An 18,980-nucleotide genomic window follows, 5' to 3' on the forward strand; every position below is an offset into this window, starting at 1 on the left:
TCAACTGCCTTTTTCTCCTATTACTTTTGTTAAAATGTATAAAACAAACAATACTTGAATAATCGCTAACGCTGGGAAACCGATAACAAAAGAGGTATGTTTCGTTTTATGTCTAAACCACTTCATCCCAATAGTAACGCCTATTCCTCCACCTAAAATCGCTAGTCTCCATAATATTTTTTCGGGAACTCGTTTTTTCCCTTGGATTGCCATTTGTTTATCGAAGTGCATCACATACAAACCGATGATATTTATTAGGATGAAATATATGAAAAATAACTCCATTTTCTAGTCCCCTTCTTACTACTTTTTACATTCTAGTATATATAAAGATACACTATGCTTAGTTCGTAGATAACTTATTATATCTTGTTTTTAAATCTTCAGATATTTAATTCTTTTTCCCTGCTGCTCAAGCACTTAACCATGGATTATTAGGATGAGATTTCATTTCTTCATTCATCCTTAATAATTTTTTTAAGTTTTCAGGGATAGGGACAGCTTTTAACTTCCCGTCTGTTCTCCTTACCCAACCATGAAGTTCATGGCCGTACCCCGTTCTTGTGTCACCTTTAAAAACTTCATGATTAAATAAAATTGTTTTCTCATTCACTTCTGCAACTACTGTTTTAATTGTAATCACATCATCATCGTACAATGGTTTTTCAAATGTACAACCAACGTCTAGTAATGGAATGATAATATCGTGATCAGCATCAAGCTTTGACAATGGCATTTCTATATTACGAAAAAATTGATGAGTAGCTATGTCAAACCATTTAAAATAATTTGGATAATAAACAATTCCTGCCCTATCCGTATCTCCAAAGTTCACCATTAGTTGAAATTCATTACTTCTTATTTTCTTCTACCCCCTTCTTCTTCGTTTATCTTAATTCTGATTGTAATTCCTTTTTTAATCGTTGTTGAAGGTTCATTTTCAAAATTTTCCCTGAACCAGTCATCGGGAATTCATTCAGAAAAATAATCTTATCCGGTACTTTATAATCTGCTAATCGCTGTTTTGCAAACTCGATTAATCTTTTCTTATCTACGTCTTGATTTGGTTTTAAACGAATAGCTGCACAAACAATTTCTCCAAGAACAGAATCAGGTAATCCTACCACGGCAATGTCTAGCACACTTGGATGCTCATAAAAGATGTCTTCTATTTCTCGGGGATATATATTATATCCTCCGCGAATAATCATTTCTTTTAAACGCCCAACAATACGTATATATCCTTGTTGATCCATAGCGGCCAAGTCTCCTGTATAAAACCAACCATTTTCATCTACAACTTCCCTTGTTTTTTCCGGCATATTATAATAGCCTTTCATCAATCCTAAACTACGGCAAACTAATTCTCCGACTTCTCCTCTTGACACTTCTTCTCCATTTGCATTTACGACTTTTAATTCCACACCTTCAATGGCTTTCCCGACCGTTTCAGATTTCAACACATCGTCATCTGAAAAATCCGTTATTGTAAGATTAGCTGATGTTTCTGTCAATCCGTATGCTACTAATATGTTACAGCCCATATTTACTTTTATTTTACGAACAACCTCTACTGGACAAGGAGCAGCCGCCATTTCGCCTGTTCTTAATGAAGATAGATCAAATGTTTCAAAAGAAGGATGATTTAATTCCAAAATAAACATACTTGGTACACCAGCATGAACCGTCACCTGTTCATTTTGAATAAGTGTTAGTGCTTCTTTTGCACTGAACTTTTCCATTAGCACCATTCTTGCCATAGCACTAATAGTATGGATAATAAATACAATTCCAAATATATGAAATACTGGAACAGGAATTAAAAATACATCTTCTTTTGTACATTTCATTTTTTCTTTGGCAACAATTCCTGTATACATGACGTTTTGATGTGTAAGCATTACGCCTTTAGGTTTCCCTGTAGTACCTGATGTATAAAGAATCACAAAAACATCCTCTTTAGAATCTATTTCTGGAAAATTAGATTTAAACGCTTTACCGTTTCTTATTAGTTCATAAAGACTTTTATAACCTTCTTCTTCGAAACGAACCGTCACTAGTTGCTCTAACGAAGATAGTTTTTTTTGAACTTCAACAAATTGGCTAAAATGCTGGACATGATCAAATTCTTTTGTAAAAAAGGCAACTTTCGCACCTGAATCTTGTAAAATATATTCAATCTCATCGACTCGATATCGGGTATTAAACGGGATGAGAATCGCCCCAATTCTAGATAGGGCAAATAAAATAATAATAAACTCATGCGAATTAGGTAAACATACAGCAACCCGGTCACCTTTTTTAATACCAAGTTGTTGCAAACCGTAAGCTAATGCTGTAGATTCTTCCATTAATTCACGATAAGTAAGACGACGGTGACCATCATAAACAGCTTCCTGTTCGGGAGTAAGTTGAAAGGCGTTTTCTAAAAGTTGATGAACAGTCAAATGATACTTTTTTCGTTTGTGATGTTGAATCATCCTTTCTAACACCTTCCTTTCCTAATTCTTATAACACTTCCCATATACATGCGATTCCTTGGCCTCCACCGATGCAAAGAGACGATGCGCCATATTTTTTTCCTCTTCGTCGTAATTCATAAAGTAAAGAAAGAGAAATCCGCGTTCCACTTGCGCCTAGCGGATGTCCTAGGGCAACTGCACCACCATTCACATTTCCTAATTTCGGATCAAAATCGAGTAATTTTTGACACCCTAAGTATTGCGCAGCAAATGCTTCATTAATTTCAATTAAATCTAAATCACTTATTCTCATATTTGCTTTTTCTAATGCTTGTTGAATCGCGGATACAGGTCCTAATCCCATTAACTTCGGTTCGACACCTGTAATCCCCCAGGACACTAAACGTGCCAATGGTTGAATTCCTCTTTTTTCAACATAGTTAGCAGAAGTAAGAACAACTGTTGCTGCACCATCGTTCATTCCACTTGCATTTGCTGCTGTTACCACTCCATCTTTTTTGAAACGAGCAGGTAACTTTGAGATTGATTCTAAAGAGGTCGCTCGTGGATGTTCATCTTTCACAATTACCACTTCACCTTTTTTTGTCTTGATTGTAACAGGGACAATTTCTTCTTTAAAATATCCTTTTTCCATTGCAGTTAGCGCTTTTTCATGACTCTTTATGGCAAATTCATCTACTGCTTCTCTAGATATCTCATATTTTTCAGCAATATTCTCAGCGGTCATTGCCATCGTACAATCACCATAAGGATCATACAGTGCTTCCCATAAGTAATCATTCATTGGGTTTTTTCCTAAGGGAATCCCCCATCTAGCACCTCGAATGACATGAGGGACTTGACTCATATTTTCTGTTCCACCTGCAAGCACTACATTAGCTTCTCCTAACAAGATAGACTGAGCTGCAGTGATAATCGATTGTAATCCTGAACCGCAAAGACGGTTCACAGTTAAGCCTGGTACTTCTGTTGGAACTCCAGCCTTAAGTCCAACATGACGTCCGAGATAAATGGCATCCGCGCTTGATTGAATGACATTGCCCATTACAACTTGATCAATTTCTTGTGGATGAATAGTTGATCGTTTTATTGCTTCTTTTGTGGTAGCAGCTCCTAAATCAATAGCCGATACACGACAAAAGGAACCTCCGAATTCTGTAAATGCCGTCCGTGCTCCATCAATTAAAACCACTTCATTTCTTCCCATGTCATCCTCCTCCTATTTCCCTTGGAATTTTGCCTGTCTCTTTTCAATGAAGGCCTGCATCCCTTCTTTTCTATCTTCCGTTGCAAATGTATTTCCGAAACAAGCTAGTTCTAAATCTAAAGCAGAATCGAGATCAACCTTTGCTCCAGAATTTACAGACAGCTTCATCATTCTCATAGCTATGGCCGGTTTTTCTGCTAATTTTAGCGCCCACTCTTTCGCCTCATTAAGTAATGATTCAAGTGGCACTACTTTATTCACTAAACCAATTTCATAGGCTCTTTTTGCAGTAATCATTTCCCCAAAATATAACAACTCTTTTGCAACTGTTTGACTTACAATTCGCTGAAGACGTTGTGTTCCACCAGCCCCTGGAATAATACCTAAATTAATTTCTGGGAATCCAAATTTAGCGGTGTCTGAACAAATTCTTACATCACAAGCTAAAGTAAGCTCAGCTCCTCCTCCTAACGCTAATCCATTCACAGCCGCAATAATAGGCTTCGATAAACGCTCCATCTTTAAAAAAGTAGCGCGACACTTTTCATTATTAGCTAAAATATCCGATGCATTTAAATCCATCATATCTCTAATGTCCGCCCCTGCTGCAAAGGCCCGATTCCCTTTCCCAGTTATAATAACTGCTCTAACTAAAGGATTCTCTTCTAATTCATCCATAAGTTGCGACAATTCACTGAATAAGTTCCAATTTAATGGATTATAAGGAGGCCGATTCAACGAAACCAATGCAATATTATTTTCAATGACGCATTCTAATAATTCCAAATTCATGTTCATTCCCTCTTTTCTACTTATTGTAATCATAAAAACCAGCACCCGTTTTTTTGCCTAATCTTCCTGCCCTTACTATTTGACGTATAGACATCGGAGCTGCAAATCGGTCATCTTTGAATTCTTCATAAAAATAATCCATAACGGATAAACCAATATCAACCCCTGCAAAATCTTGAAGTTCAAAAGGACCCATTGGATAATTTAGTCCTAATTTCACCGCTTTATCCACATCCTCATATGAAGCTACTCCTTCTTCTACTAATCGAATTGCTTCAATAAATTGAGGAATCATCACTCTATTCACGATAAATCCTGGAGTATCTTTCTTTACTTCAATCGGCTCTTTTCCTAATTGTCTAGAAAGTTCCATTAACTTTTGAACCGTGTCATCACTCGTTTTATATCCTCTAACGACTTCTACTAACTTCATAATTTGTGGAGGATTAAAAAAGTGAAGTCCCGCCACCCGTTCCTGCCTATTCGTCGCTTCAGCAATAACCGTTATAGACATAGATGATGTATTAGTAGCAAGAATAGTATTTTCCGGAACAATTTGATCTAACTGTGTAAATAATTCTTTTTTCGCTTCTAAATCCTCGATAATGGCTTCAATAACAATATCTGCTTCTTTCATTTCTTCTAAATTAGTTGTACATGTGATTCGTCCCAAAACAGCTTCCTTTTCTTCTACTGTCATTCTCCCTTTTGCAATGCTTTTATCCATAAAGGACTGCATTCTTTGTAAAGCGTTATCAAGAAAATTTTGTTCGATATCACAAACAATCACTTGAAATCCAGACAATGCTGCCAAATGAGCAATTCCTCCACCCATCGTTCCAGAACCTACAACACCTATTTTAAAATTATTCATCTTTATTCCTCCCCATTTAAGATAAAATTTCCTTAGCAATCACAACACGCTGTATTTGATTTGTCCCTTCATATATTTGCATGATTTTTGCATCCCGATAATACTTTTCAACTGGGTATTCGCGAATATATCCATAACCTCCAAATATTTGCACTGCATCTGTCGCTACTTTTACAGCGGTATCAGCAGCAAAACATTTCGCATAAGAAGCACTTGTAATAGAAGGTCTGCCTTCTTGTAACAGAAAAACGGCTTTATGAACAAGTAATCTCGCCGCTTCAATATTCATCGCCATGTCAGCTAACATAAACTGTATGGACTGAAACGTAGCTATTGGTTTATTAAACTGTTTCCGCTCTTTGGAATAATGCAACGCTTCTTCATAAGCACCACGAGCTATTCCTAATGATTGGGCACCTACCATTGGTCGAGCATGGGAAAGGGATTTCATAAAAATCGTAAATCCTTCTCCTTCCCCGCCAATCCGATTTTTAAGAGGGACTCGTACATCATTAAAAATGACAGATGCTGTGTCTGAAGCGCGAATTCCCATTTTCTTTTCTTTTTTTCCTATTGCGACTCCCTCTAGCTCTCGATCAACAACAAATGCTGTAAAATGAGTTGAACCATCATGATGATGTTGTTTGGCTAAAACAACAAAAAAATTAGCATGACTAGCATTTGTAATAAAACATTTTTCACCGTTAAGTACATACTCGTTTCCAACTCTTCTAGCAGTGGTGGATAAACCATTCACATCACTTCCTGCTTGCGGTTCAGTGAGAGCAAAGGAAGCATACATTCCGTCTATCGTTAAACGGTTAAGGTATTCCTTTTTCAAATCCTCATCTCCGCCAACAAGAAGTGGATAAGAAGACAAAGAATTAGCTTCTACTGATGTTGTGATGCCTGCACATCCCCTAGCAAGTTCCTCCACAATCAACGCATGAGAAATCTTATCTATTCCTGGTCCACCGTATGATTCTGGGATAGCCAAATTAAACAGACCACACACTCTTAATTGATCCATAATTTCAATTGGAAATTTTTCTTCCTCATCATACTTTCTAGCTTGAGGTATAATTTCTCCATTAACAAAATCCCTTGCCAAAGATTGAATAGCTTGTTGTTCATCTGATAAATTAAAATCCATGATTATCCCCTCCAAACGATTGCCTTTCTATTTTGTTGTTTTCAACTTTGTTAGTTTGATTATAAAACCGATGTCTTTACACTTATAGGTTCATAATGTACGAACATCTCTCTCGTTTTTAGTCCTACATGGACGAATCAACTTATCATTTTTAGAAATAAAAAATCAGGCCTTTCAAATGAAAGACCTGATTTTAAATGACTTACCTTTAATTTTTATTTGATGAATCTTCATAATATAAATCAAAAAGCTTATACGCAATCATTACATTTAATCTATTTTCAGCACTATCGATATCAAAAGGGAGAATCTCCTTGATCCGTTCCATCCGGTACCTTAATGTACTTCGATGAATAAATAAAGATTCCATCGTCTTTTTCCAATTTCCATTATTAAAAGTATACTGTCTTAATGTAGTAAAAAGATCGGCTCCTTTTCCTTCTTTATAATGAATAAGTGGCTCTAGATAAGTTTCAATAAATAATTGCGCGATTAATGGATCTTTTAAATTATCAAATAAAGTATAAGAACCTAAATCTTCAAAAAATGAAAATCCTTTATCGTAGAGATGTTTTTTAACAATATGATGTGCATATTGGGCTTGTTTATAACTAATATAGTAATCAGTTAATCCCGCAGTCTTCCCTCCAATTCCAAGAAAAACATATTGAACCTTCTTTTCATTTAAAGATATTTGACTCATATACTTATAAATAGATTTCCAAAAACACTTCCTACCTTTTTCTTCTTTTGATACCGGGACAATTAGAATAAACTCATCCCCATTACGCGTCAGCATCATATCCGAATCAAATATTGATAAATGTTCTTTTACTTGTTCCCATACGGCAGTTTTTTGGGCTTCAAGGTCAAGTAAATTAATGGAATAACCCTTTTCCATTTTCTCTATTTGAATAGAGACAATAGCTACTCGGTGGGGCTTAAATAAATCCCATTCAAACAAACTAGCATATTCAATAATTTTATCTTGATTTTCCATTTTTTCTTGAAAGAGTTGATTGACCACACTTCCTTTCACTTGTTCTTTTGTATCTATGGCAATTTTTTGTTTAATAAATTGAATCGCATATACACTTAATGCATGTTCGATTGTCAATCTAAATACATCGTCTACTTCTTCTTTATTTATATGTACAGCTAAATACCCTACTAAATCTCCACCGCCGATGACAGGCCAAATTCCTATGGCATCTTTATTACCTAAAGGATCATCCATCCATCTTTCTCTTTTTTTAATCTTTTTTATGTTTTGTCCATCTTGTTGAATTTGCTTAATGAGCATTTGCAGGTGAGTGTTATCAGTGTTTGAAAAAGAATAAGAGATAGGACGAAAGAAACGATCAAATAAAATAGTCGTTTGAGTAAAAATAGTTCCAAGTGTACGTGAGATAGCATCAAGACTTTCTCCATATAACGTTTGTTTAACCAATTCCTTTTGATAGTCAATAACCCTCTCTAGTTGTTGCTTCAATTCAATTTCTATCTCATATAAGCGAGCATTCTCTAATAAAGTAGCAACATGTCTTAATAAAAATTCTAATAACTCTAAATCTTCCTCTATAAAGTTTCCATTTAGCTTATTAAAAAGATGCAACACACCGATTGTCTTTAAATTCACTATAATCGGAATAGTCAACTCTTTCCCCGCTATCTTTTCTAAATAAGGAAAATGATCATATAAATCATAATTATCTCCTACCCATATCTTTTCAGGAAATTTCAAACTACCTTTAGAAGGAGGTTGAAAGAAAAAACAATTCTTCTTATCATCATACAAGTAAACATTGGCTGATGTTGCCCCTGTTGTCATACAAGCCATTTCCACCACTTTTTCGACTAATTGCTCAATGGGGGACCCTGGATATAAATGAGTATTAAACCACTTTAGACCTTCCATTTTCTTTTTATCTATTTCTTTATTTTGTGCAAGTTGAATCGATGCAGCAATATCCTTTCCAAATTCAACAAAAATTCTTTCCGTTTCTGCAATTAAAGGAACGAAATTTTGAAACCCAACTACACAAAAACCAATGCTTATTCCATCATCTTTTAAAGGTACTGTAAACCAAGTAGATATCTCTTCTTCATCCATTAATTGATGGAAATCACACTGTATTCCATCTCTTGTTTTTTCAATACTCCAACCTTCTTCAAGAATATTTGTCGAACACTTTTGTAAAGAAAGAGGAAAAGCTTGTTCAAATTGTTGGCTTCCCCCTTTTCCAACCTTTAGTTTTAAAACATTCTTTTCCTTCAAAATAATCGCCACTAAATCGCACGGTAATTCTACCCAAAAAGAATTAATAATATAATGTAATGTTTCTTCTAACGAATCAAATTTTATAAGATGTCTAGCAGTATAGCGCAAATGAGATTCTAACTTTTCCACTAATTGATGACGTTTATGAACGCTTTTCATAAAATGGCACCCTCACTTCTTTACTTTTTATTACATCTTATGCTAAGGGTGAATTTATTATTGTCTGTTAATTTTCTTTTACTCGCTTTATACCGTAAGAAAGAAGTACATGGAATAAAAAAAGCAATCTTCCTTTAGTGGTGGAAGATTGCTTTATTCCCCTTTTTCCGTGGTACATTAAGTGCTTATAAGAAAAGATCTTTGTTATTTTCCTTTTTCATATATGAGATGTCCATCAAAGGCGACTGTGCTCCCGTTTCCTTTAAAATACTCCACATCATCTATCACCTTTGTTTCTCTAGTGGATTTATTATCTTTTAAAGGTGGCTTAAATCATAAATAGCTAATACATGACAAGAGAAAGGACTAGAAAACCAATCTTCCTCCTTCCATAAAAATCATTTAATAATCTTTAGTCTAGCGAAACCGTCAAAAGTAAAAAAGTAACAATGAGCTTCAAACTCCCATTCCGTTTCATGGACCTCTACCATTATTATAAATGATAAAAGAAAGGAACCCTTATGTTTTTACAATAGGGTCCCCGAAACATTTGATATAATATGATTTTAGCCAACTATCAAAAAAGTTTTAATATTTTTCTTGCTTTTTAAACATAAAAATTCCACCAGCTAATAAAACAATAATGATTGTGAGGGAACTAAAAATATTAAGAAAAAAATAATCTGATACCTTTCCATTTACCAATACCGATGAAGCTTGTGTAGATAAAAGAGACGGACTCCATTTCATATATTTTTCGAAAAAATTGTCTAAAAGAGATAATAAAGCAATAATACTAATGGATACTCCCATCACAATTCCATTACTTTTAAATAAAATACTTCCAATAACTGTGATTGTAACAATGAAACAGACCCAAATAAAATAAATAAAAAAACTTTTCCAAAACAACTCTATCGAGACATCGCTAAATAATAAATTTGTATAATAAGCTGAAAATCCATAGCTAAATACTAGTGTAATAAACAATAAAGATACTTCAGCTGCCCATTTACTCGTCACAAACTGAAATGATGATACTGGCCGAGACATCAATAATGACATTGTACCTCGCTGTCTTTCCGAAGAAATGCTTCCCATTACCGCTGCTACAATAATAACAAGACCAACTGTGCCATATTGCGAAAGCACACCAGCCATCACTTCTGTCCCAAGTGGTATCGGAATTTCAAACACTGCTCCTTCTGGCAAATTTCCCGATGATTTCAAAATCTCAGGCATATAATATAAACTAATTGGCTGTGAAACACTTAAAAAGGTAAACACTATCGGTAGCCAAAGCCATTTGGAAGAACGCCAAAAAGAAAATAATTCTTTCTTATATAAAACGAGCCACGTTTTCATCCTTGCACCACCTTTAAAAATAAATCTTCTAACGAACTTTCTACTACTTCAAACCGTTCTAATATAAGATTATTTTGTAAAATAGTTGCTAACAATAGTCGTTTTACCTGTTCACTTACATCTACTTGTACTGTTAAACGAACCTCATAAGGTGTGTCATAAAAAACCTTTACTTTTTCTTCAAATGTCGGGAGCCATTCATCAATGGGCGCAACTGTTTTTATTTTTAACGTAACTTTATCGTGATTCTTTTTTAATTGTTGCAAACTCCCTGAAACTTCAATCATACCTGCTTTCATGATTAAAATATCATCACAAATCTCTTCTGCATCATGAAGCACATGGGTCGAAAAAAAGATAGTCGTTTCATCTTTTAATTCACGAATAAGGTTCATTACTTCTCGTCTACCAACTGGGTCTAATGACGAAACTGGTTCATCTAATAAAATCAAATCTGGTTCATGTAATAGCGCCTGAGCAATACCTAAACGTTGCTTCATTCCACCTGAAAAGCCATCAATACGTTTCTTAGCAACATGTTCTAACCCAACCTTCGCCAACATATTGAGTACTTTCTTTGATAGCGATCGCTTTTCTATTTGGGATAATTGACCAACAAAGTATAACAACTCTTCAGCTGTCATCCATTCATAGAAATTTGGGTATTGCGGTAAAAAGCCGATATATTTCCTACGATCTTCTTTTTCCATTTCTTTTAGTTTAATCGTCCCCACTGTCGGCGCGGAAAGACCTGCTAACATTTGCAAAGTCGTTGTTTTTCCCGCACCATTTGGACCAAGTAATGCAACAGTGCGACCTTTATCAATGGAAAAGGTGATTCCTTTTACTGCTTGAAAAGTCCCAAAATGTTTCTGTAAATTATTCACTTCTAGTAGCATATTTTGTCCTCCCATCGTATAGGTGTTTAGCGAACTTTCCTATATATTTCTCCGCGCAAGGGTAAAATAAAAAACAGGCCCTAAAATACCACCAACTAAAATAATGAAAATCCATATCCACTTTGGACCATGAAGTTCTATTGTTTTCAAACAATTAACAAGTGCAATAATTTGTAAAATAAATTGTAAAACGATGATTGGTGCAAATAATGTCCAGTTAATTTCAGTCATTTTCCCTCACTCCCCTTTTTCTTTGTTGGTCTCACAACGATAAAGTAATAAAAAATTGTTGGTAACGGAAACTGAATTAAACCAATCAGTCCCCATAGCCATGCTTTCTTCCCTCTCTTTTTCGCTAAAATAAATAATGTAGTTCCTTGTACTAACAAAATGATTGCAACAATTACTAATTGCAAAACAATACTGACACCTGGAATGACATTCATCTTCATGAATACAACTCCTCTTTCACCCTATCGTTATCGCGTTCTATTCTAATTAGAAGTGGCAAGAAGAGAAGACACAGTAGTTGAATAATAAAAAAGATAAGTGGTAATTGAACTAAGAGCATCATCAGAATCATTAACAAAATAAAAGCAATGAATAAATATAAAATGAACTCTTTTAAAAATGTTTTTCGTTGCTTCGATTCATGTTGAATGGTCATAGTTTTTATTTGCTCTTTTGTTGGAATGTCTACTTTTGTCATTTCGTCTAACATGTGCAACGCCTCAAACAATTGTTTTACATTATCCTCTTTCTGATTCATCCTTTGTCAACTCCTTTCGTAACACCTTTAATCCATAATGAATTTTTGATTTCACCGTACCTACTTTCATTTTCAACATCGCAGCAATCTCGTCATTTGTAAATCCATAATAATGTTTTAACAAAATCGCTAATCGGACATCCTCCTTCATTTGCGCTAATAATTCCATTACAACAAACCACTGAATGTTATTTTTTTCTGTTTTCCATCGTAACTGTCTAATAAGTGACGTTTTTTCTTTTTTCATCCATTCTCGTTCTGTTTTTCTTCTTCGTAAATGATCAATATATAACCTAGTAGCAATTGTAATAAGCCATGAAGAAAATTTAGAACGACCATCATACCGTTTAATTCCGTCGTAACATTTCAACATCGTTTCTTGTATAAGATCCTCTGTCATTTCTCGGTTCATCGTCACTTTTAACAAATATTTATATAAAAAGGAATAGTGTAGTTGAAATAACTCTGCAAAAGCATCTTGATTACCTTTTTGTGCCTGTTCAATCCACTTCTGTTCTAATTCCTTTTGCACATCTAGCATTCTCCTTTCTACATATTTTTTCCTTTAATACTACACCTATCCACTAGAGCTACATCTTACATTATTTGATTTCAATGATTATACGTTTCAAAGAATCGAATCGTTTAAAAGAAATAAAAAAGACCGTCTCTAATATAAAAATCGAACTATACAATAACCCATTTTAAACGGGATACTTTGTACAGTCAGACTATTAGAAACAGTCCATATGTTCTTCCTAATATGATTCAAACTCATTACTTAAAATCTTTCCAATCTAATTCGCTCTCACTCAATAACTCTTCAAAACTTTTATTTTTCTCCCGCTCGATTCGCACTTTTCTTTTTCTTTCTTCTTCCGCTTCTTGCTGGGCTTTTTCTTGTGCTGTTAAATCTTTTTTCTTATTTTTTAATTTCTTCATCATTTGTTCATTCAACATATCGCCTAATGTAATAGATCCATCATCTTTACGTTTTTTCACTTGCAATCTCTCCATTACTTTTAGCACCATTATACCATTTTTATCGCACTTTTTTATCCATCTGTTTGAATCATTTGTTCGTCCTAACTATATCGATCTTTCTTAAATCAACTACGTGTAAGATAACGTCCTTTTACTTTTGTTTCTTTTGGAGGTGTTGTTCGTATAAATCAATAATCTCTAAAAACCTTTCTGCTTCTCGAAATGTATGATCCGCTAATAAGGGGTGAATATTACTTTTAATACGACATGCTTCGATTAATTCTCTTGCTGTTTTCTTAAAATTTCTTATTGATACAACAGATACTTTATTTTGATTCAAAAACTGACTTAGTATAGGTTGAACTTCTGATTGTGGCCACATTAATTCTAAGTCTATCGCTTGGAACACTAATTGATCAAAATCGTGACTAAACTCTCTCGCTTGGTCTACTAATTTTCTTTCAGAAGGATCTAATAGATGCCCAATAAATTTAGCATGGTCTGCCATAATTTTTAAAAAGAACACATTTTCTTTAATGATTGCCTCTGGTTTAGGTGCCATTTTCCCTTCATTCAGTTCTTTTAATCGATTAGCAAAATAAGCTGCTTCTCTACTTATATGTTCCACTAATAAAGGATAGTTATTAGACCGAATTTTACATCGTAACGTCAAACCTAAAACTTTTCTTTTATAGTTCCAAATCGCAACCGCCGCTTGATGCACTTGATTATTAAAAGCTTGAATTTTCACAAACTCATCATTGACCGTAAACTTCGTTACCTGTTCTTCTATTTGTTCAAAAATAGTAATAAATCGTTGTGCTTCTTCTATCAATTGTTTCTGTTCATATGTAAAACCTAAACTTAAGAAAAAAGCATGCTCTTTCATAATCCTAGACCAAAATGTAATTTCATCTAAAGACCTCGCAACAATTTTATCCATCGCCGAACCTCCTCTTATCCTCACTCTCTTCTATAAAATATGTCATGTTTTCTATCTCTATGCATCCCGTGCCTATTCCACTTCTCTCTCGTGAAATGAAAAAAAGACACTTAGAGCTTTTACTCTTCCTTTGTGTCCTTTGAAGGGTAGATGAAACAAATTTATTCAAAAAACTTTTCATTTTCTTTCATCTACTCACCTTACTTCTTCTGTTCCATTAAGTATATTGTCCACTATGTCTGCTTTAAAGTTCAAAAACAACATAGACAGACAACTTGACAAACTTTCATCTTCCTTCTCTTTGTTGAAAAAACATGGGTATCTTCTATAAAGTCCTTGACTTGAATATGAGTAGGAGGATGTTTCTCTTTTTCTAAAATGATTAGTTCACAAAACGAGAGATCAAAATGAAAATTATGCACTGGTTGATCTGGTCTTGCTGCAGTGTAGATAATTTTTTGTTTCACTATTCCACTTCACTTACTAACAGTTTTCTATCATATGGGGATTCAATGACTCTAGTTTCTTTCATAATGACGTCATAACAACACTCCTCATATGTCTTCTCTGAGTAGTAGATGTACTGAAAATAAATTTGTATATGGCAACTTAAAGGTAAGCCACCTTAACAATGGAGAATAACAAATATGACCTGAGTTTACAGTTAGCAATTGATATCGCGAGAAATTTAGGGACCACTATGGGGGATCTATATTTTTTAGTTTTCTTGCCTTATCATATTTTTTAAATTGGATTAATTGGGGAAACCAAGAAGGTGGTGGAAAAAAAGGCGAATTAGATAGGCATATTAAAACTCAAAGTGCAAAGATAGGGTATTTTGTGTTGATGATTTTGGCAAGTTTAATTTTGTTCCTTTCTGAATGTGTATCAAATTTGAGGGATATTGAGAATTATCCTTTGTTAATTGTGGTTAGTTTTACATTTGTTACACTTCCAATTACTGAGTTCATATATTCAAAGAAGTATAAATAATTATGATACAATACAAAAAGCGAAAAAGGTTCTTCAACTAAATATGTATCATAATTAACTTCCGCTCGTCCGAGTTCTCTCAGACTCTATTTTACGCTTATTTATCTATGGGTCTCTCCGTCGTGGCACCAGTTAATTTTTATCTGTTCGGAATGTTCGGAAACTAGAACGTTCTATGTAGGGTAAGATAAAAGCGGAGATAACTAAAGGTTATCTGTACTAATGGTAAATTTAAAAAGAATTTTATATCAAATTAGTAAAAATTTATTTGAAAGTGATAACATGAAAAAGAAAATTGGTATTTTATCTGTTTTTTTAGGTTTGGCAATAATATTTTTCTTTTTTCAAGGGAACAGTATCGACACAAAAGGTAGAGATGAACTTAAAGAAAATATTATTACATCATTAAAGAATAATCCCAATCAATTAGACTTTAATAAAGTTACAAACTTAAAATGGGATAAAGTGTATATTTTTCATCCGTACACTGAAGGTGATGAGATAAGTAGACAATTGGGTTTTAAATGGAAGTATCCAACTAATATTGAGCACTCAGATAGTATAAATTTACTCGTTTTTGTTAAGGATAACCGAGTTTTTCAGTATTTAGAGCTTTCTCGCCAATACGGTGATTTTATTATCATTAAAAATAATAAAAAAACGCCTACTGACTCAATAATTCATTTAAAATCGATAAAATAAATATTTAACTCTAAATGAGCATATTTAAATACAAAAATAAATGAAGGGTACCCTGTGCTACCTGTAGCTGTGTGTACAAACTCAAAGATACGCATAAATGTATCACGCCGGACTAAATGAATGGTCTGCGTAAAGCATTGGCCGTATAAATCACTGAAAAACAGATAGGAAAATTGTACAAGTAACCAGAAACGTTCGATGGCTCGTCGACTTCTTATTTGATATCCTTGAAAACCTAATTGTCCTTTCACTTGTTGAAAGTAAGTTTCAATACGCCAGCGATGACTATAGTACGTTAAGATTTGTTCGGTCCTTAAGCTCAACATCTGTGCTTAAGGAACACCACATTTTCTTTGGATCTAATTTCTCATCATCAATGGACCAACAAAGTAAGACTACGCCATTCGCTAAATCGTTTAATGTGCCTTCATATCTATACATCCGATACGTTTCTTGACCAATCGTCACGAGACTGGTTTCTTCTTTTTGTATATACTTGGCAAAATCTTTTGCTTGAATGCGGATGCCATTTGGATACAAAATGCGATTTTTTTCAACGCACCCATTGTGTGGATACCTTGTTGTAGCGCAGTTTCGATGATGGCTTGGGATGTATACCACCCATCACAAAGTAAATAAGTCGGCTTATTTACTGTTAGTCATTCATTTACCATATCAAGCGATAAATCAATTTTGCTTTTTTCTTGGTTTTTATGAAACAATCGAAAGTCGTACGGATAAGCTGCTTATTCATTCGCAAGCATTAGCTGCACTACTTGGTATACCCAGACACTTTTTCCATCTGTATGAGAAAAATGAAAACCACCTGCTTCCATTGGTGACGTAGCCTGTGACGAGGACTTTGTCTTTTTGGCAATCGTATCGTCTAAAATATAGAAGACAGGTCCTTCCTGTTCCACATTTCTTAACACATGTTGCTTAGATTGTTGAAGCAGGTATCGTTCCTCCCATGGGCTGTGCTGTAGGAAATGTCCAAGTGTGGTGCGGTGTTTTGAGTAATGACTAAACGAATGAATTTCCGTTAGTTTCCCGGTAAAATCAGCACGGGACATACCATCTACAAAATGAAGCAAATGGTACAAAACTGGTTTTGGAAAATAGAATGATAGATTCCACGCTTGAAACCCTTTATTCATTGGTTGATGATGTGTTAAACCAAGCATCAGACAGAACGCTCCTTTTGGTAAATAATTGGGTGAGAGCTTTCATTTTAACCGAAATATAGCGTTCTGTCTTTTTTATTTAATTGCATGGTATTTATAGGAAGTGAATTTACTCATTACAAGTAATATAATTAACAACAGTTCAAACCTTCCAGTAAAAATACCCCAAGCGAATTTCACTGGTTTGTCCATCTTAAACTCCTTTATCGTCCGAAAAATTTTCCATGCCGTCTCTTTCAAATGTTCGTTATTTCGGATACCTTAAATCGGCCATGACTTCTTTATATAGTTCTTCTCCACTTTTTAATACTGCTTCTTCCAATAACTTCACCTGTTCTTCTTTTGTCTTCTCAAGAAAGTATTTTCCATCCGATATTCCTTCCAGAAAATCTTCAATTAACTTTTCAAATTCCTCTTTGGTCTTCTTACTCCCCATTTCTTTTAATATTTTTTTATTTTCACGATCCTTTGGTTGGGACCATTTTGTTTCTTTCATAAAAGAAAAGATTTCAAAACAATCCTCTACAAAACTGTACTGAATATACATCTGAAGGAATTGATATCTATCTAACTCCGCTCCTTTTTTTATGACAAAAGCAAAATCTTCTTCTGTAAAATAACCTTTTTCTTTTACAGATGTATATCTCTCCTCAAATAATCGGTAGTTTGAAACTAGGTCATCTTGAAGATCTAGTATTTGCTTAAATCCATTACGTACTTTTTCGACTTTTTGAACATATTTTTCATTACTATTTTTTTCAGCCCACAACTGCACATAATAATCTAAATTATGCATAAATGTAAAATCAATCTTCGCCCTTTCTCCAATTATTGTAATTATATTAGTGATAAAAGAGGAAAATATTATTAACCATTTAAAAGCTGCCAAATGTTCTTCTTTATTATTTGAATCTAAAGAAATAATTGCACAATTGATAAATTTCCCCCTTTTTATATAGGTAATGATATAATAATGGTGCCCATTAATAACAAAAGCAAATGGGTTTAGTGCATACTGCTCAAATAATTTTTTATGTTTTTTCGCCAATTTCATTAATTCATCCACTTGCATTATTAACACCTCAGATATAATCGCAATTAGTAAAAACTTTGTTTGTTGGTTTTCAATGGAGAATAGAGCGTTTATAAAACGCCCTATTCCTATATTCTTTAACTAAACCATCCTTTTTTTAAGGCTTTTCCTGTCCTTTTTATTGTATTTCCCGCAAACTTCTTAATACCTCTCCAATGTTCTGCTCCATATTTAACAAGTTTAGAGCCAACCCACAATATCGCACCTGCAACCTGACCACCAGGAATGGCCGTTGCGATTACACCAGCACTCATAAGCATGTCACCTAAGCTACCAGTTGCATCTGTTGTTGCTGAAACCTTTTTCGCTTTTGATGCATCACTCTTCCATACATCAATTGCCTTTACAGTGTTAAAGCCTGTTTCAACAGCAGCGAATCCTGCACTAATTGCAGCAGTGGCAACATTTAATTTGGATAAGGGACCAAATTTTGCTCCTTTCAATAGAGCATCAGGTGCTTTAGCTCCCAGATTTGTTAATTTATACGCTTTTCTACATTTTTTTACCTTGTTATAACTATCATAGCCCTCTTTACTTTTAAGCACACCGTCATGAATATCACTTACTCCCTTAATCCAACCTGGGCCATTATCACCAAGTCCTAGTTTAGTCCCATTAAGAAAAAGTGTGGAGAATGATGAAACCTTTGGTTTAAATTCATTTTTATTACCTACAAGGTAATCACCTATCATATTGGCTTGTCCGCCAACGACATCATTTACAATATACTTACTAATTTCATAGTTAAAAGGAAGCTTTGCATCTGATGGGCTATTGCCACCATTAGATAAATTGATTGGGGACTTATCTGGAAAATGCGGGAAATTAGGCACGAGTCCGTATTTTCCTAGGAAACCATTTCCCCCTTGTTGTAAATACCCCGATTCATTATTCCAAGGACCTTCATTCCACAGATTACTATTCGTTCCATTTCCTTGTGCTCCATTTCCATTCCATGCGTTCTCTTCCCATGGATTCCCTGTCTATGAGTTATCTTCCCACGAATCCCATGTCCAGAAATTTCCTGTCCATGGAGACCCTTTCCATGGCTGAACAGCCGCATATATTGGAATTGAAAATGACTGGAAAAGAACAATAA

Annotated in this window: 22 protein-coding genes; 1 reads left to right on the top strand and 21 read right to left on the bottom strand. The window is 34.4% G+C overall.

Going from position 1 to position 18,980, the window contains the following annotated elements; all coding sequences use genetic code 11:
* The 16 genes from BN1372_RS01965 to BN1372_RS02040 form a co-directional block, all read right to left on the bottom strand.
* Nucleotides 1-285, bottom strand: coding sequence for a DUF1294 domain-containing protein (locus BN1372_RS01965; protein ID WP_062197205.1), 285 nt, complete (start codon nt 283-285; stop codon nt 1-3).
* A gap of 127 nt (nt 286-412) precedes the next feature.
* A complete protein-coding gene (locus tag BN1372_RS01970) occupies nt 413-862 on the bottom strand; it encodes an acyl-CoA thioesterase (protein WP_062197206.1) in 450 nt (149 codons plus the stop codon).
* A gap of 25 nt (nt 863-887) precedes the next feature.
* Nucleotides 888-2,480 carry a class I adenylate-forming enzyme family protein gene (locus BN1372_RS01975; protein ID WP_062197207.1) on the bottom strand — a complete coding sequence of 531 codons (1,593 nt, stop codon included), beginning with the start codon at nt 2,478-2,480 and terminating at the stop codon, nt 888-890.
* Between the two features lie 28 nt (nt 2,481-2,508).
* Nucleotides 2,509-3,690 (bottom strand): acetyl-CoA C-acetyltransferase, encoded by a 1,182-nt coding sequence (locus tag BN1372_RS01980; protein WP_062197208.1) that lies wholly within the window; start codon nt 3,688-3,690, stop codon nt 2,509-2,511.
* A gap of 12 nt (nt 3,691-3,702) precedes the next feature.
* A complete protein-coding gene (locus BN1372_RS01985) occupies nt 3,703-4,482 on the bottom strand; it encodes an enoyl-CoA hydratase/isomerase family protein (RefSeq protein WP_062197209.1) in 780 nt (259 codons plus the stop codon).
* 16 nt (nt 4,483-4,498) lie between these two features.
* Nucleotides 4,499-5,356, bottom strand: a complete 858-nt coding sequence (locus BN1372_RS01990; protein ID WP_062197210.1) for a 3-hydroxyacyl-CoA dehydrogenase family protein — start codon at nt 5,354-5,356, stop codon at nt 4,499-4,501.
* Between the two features lie 16 nt (nt 5,357-5,372).
* Entirely contained in the window at nt 5,373-6,509 is a 1,137-nt protein-coding gene (locus BN1372_RS01995) for an acyl-CoA dehydrogenase family protein (protein ID WP_062197211.1), read from the bottom strand.
* A gap of 208 nt (nt 6,510-6,717) precedes the next feature.
* The gene (locus BN1372_RS02000) at nt 6,718-8,949 is read right to left on the bottom strand and encodes a helix-turn-helix domain-containing protein (protein WP_062197212.1); all 2,232 of its coding nucleotides are present in this window, start codon (nt 8,947-8,949) and stop codon (nt 6,718-6,720) included.
* Between the two features lie 588 nt (nt 8,950-9,537).
* The gene (locus tag BN1372_RS02005; RefSeq protein ID WP_062197213.1) at nt 9,538-10,314 is read right to left on the bottom strand and encodes an ABC transporter permease; all 777 of its coding nucleotides are present in this window, start codon (nt 10,312-10,314) and stop codon (nt 9,538-9,540) included.
* Nucleotides 10,311-11,213 (bottom strand): ABC transporter ATP-binding protein, encoded by a 903-nt coding sequence (locus BN1372_RS02010; protein WP_062197214.1) that lies wholly within the window; start codon nt 11,211-11,213, stop codon nt 10,311-10,313. Before BN1372_RS02010 ends, BN1372_RS02005 begins: the two co-directional genes overlap by 4 nt.
* Nucleotides 11,214-11,252: 39 nt before the next feature.
* Nucleotides 11,253-11,444 (bottom strand): PLDc N-terminal domain-containing protein, encoded by a 192-nt coding sequence (locus tag BN1372_RS02015; protein WP_062197215.1) that lies wholly within the window; start codon nt 11,442-11,444, stop codon nt 11,253-11,255.
* Nucleotides 11,441-11,665 (bottom strand): transcriptional regulator, encoded by a 225-nt coding sequence (locus tag BN1372_RS02020; RefSeq protein ID WP_407656426.1) that lies wholly within the window; start codon nt 11,663-11,665, stop codon nt 11,441-11,443. The genes BN1372_RS02015 and BN1372_RS02020 overlap by 4 nt, the downstream gene beginning before the upstream one ends.
* Entirely contained in the window at nt 11,662-11,982 is a 321-nt protein-coding gene (locus BN1372_RS02025; protein WP_062197216.1) for a DUF5345 family protein, read from the bottom strand. Before BN1372_RS02025 ends, BN1372_RS02020 begins: the two co-directional genes overlap by 4 nt.
* Nucleotides 11,963-12,514, bottom strand: coding sequence for an RNA polymerase sigma factor SigY (sigY, locus tag BN1372_RS02030; protein WP_407656427.1), 552 nt, complete (start codon nt 12,512-12,514; stop codon nt 11,963-11,965). Before sigY ends, BN1372_RS02025 begins: the two co-directional genes overlap by 20 nt.
* Before the next feature lie 245 nt (nt 12,515-12,759).
* Nucleotides 12,760-13,014 carry a YqkE family protein gene (locus BN1372_RS02035; protein WP_062197218.1) on the bottom strand — a complete coding sequence of 85 codons (255 nt, stop codon included), beginning with the start codon at nt 13,012-13,014 and terminating at the stop codon, nt 12,760-12,762.
* Between the two features lie 103 nt (nt 13,015-13,117).
* Nucleotides 13,118-13,909, bottom strand: coding sequence for a DUF2935 domain-containing protein (locus BN1372_RS02040; protein WP_062197219.1), 792 nt, complete (start codon nt 13,907-13,909; stop codon nt 13,118-13,120).
* Between the two features lie 1,215 nt (nt 13,910-15,124).
* Between BN1372_RS02040 and BN1372_RS02055 the strand changes: the two genes are divergently transcribed.
* Entirely contained in the window at nt 15,125-15,604 is a 480-nt protein-coding gene (locus BN1372_RS02055) for a hypothetical protein (protein WP_062197222.1), read from the top strand.
* Here BN1372_RS02055 and BN1372_RS15800 read toward each other — a convergent pair.
* From BN1372_RS15800 to BN1372_RS02075, 5 genes are all read right to left on the bottom strand, one after another.
* A complete protein-coding gene (locus tag BN1372_RS15800) occupies nt 15,583-15,930 on the bottom strand; it encodes a transposase (protein ID WP_074018101.1) in 348 nt (115 codons plus the stop codon). The genes BN1372_RS02055 and BN1372_RS15800 overlap by 22 nt on opposite strands.
* Complete coding sequence (locus tag BN1372_RS15345; RefSeq protein WP_187118388.1) at nt 15,890-16,225, bottom strand: hypothetical protein; 336 nt, start codon at nt 16,223-16,225, stop codon at nt 15,890-15,892. The genes BN1372_RS15800 and BN1372_RS15345 overlap by 41 nt, the downstream gene beginning before the upstream one ends.
* Before the next feature lie 125 nt (nt 16,226-16,350).
* A complete protein-coding gene (locus BN1372_RS15120) occupies nt 16,351-16,788 on the bottom strand; it encodes a transposase (RefSeq protein ID WP_062197224.1) in 438 nt (145 codons plus the stop codon).
* 247 nt (nt 16,789-17,035) lie between these two features.
* Nucleotides 17,036-17,860, bottom strand: a complete 825-nt coding sequence (locus BN1372_RS02070; protein ID WP_062197225.1) for a hypothetical protein — start codon at nt 17,858-17,860, stop codon at nt 17,036-17,038.
* 98 nt (nt 17,861-17,958) lie between these two features.
* A complete protein-coding gene (locus BN1372_RS02075; protein WP_062197226.1) occupies nt 17,959-18,714 on the bottom strand; it encodes a hypothetical protein in 756 nt (251 codons plus the stop codon).
* Nucleotides 18,715-18,980: the final 266 nt, after the last annotated feature.

The sequence above is a fragment of the Massilibacterium senegalense genome, assembly GCF_001375675.1.
Classification (GTDB): domain Bacteria; phylum Bacillota; class Bacilli; order Bacillales; family Massilibacteriaceae; genus Massilibacterium; species Massilibacterium senegalense.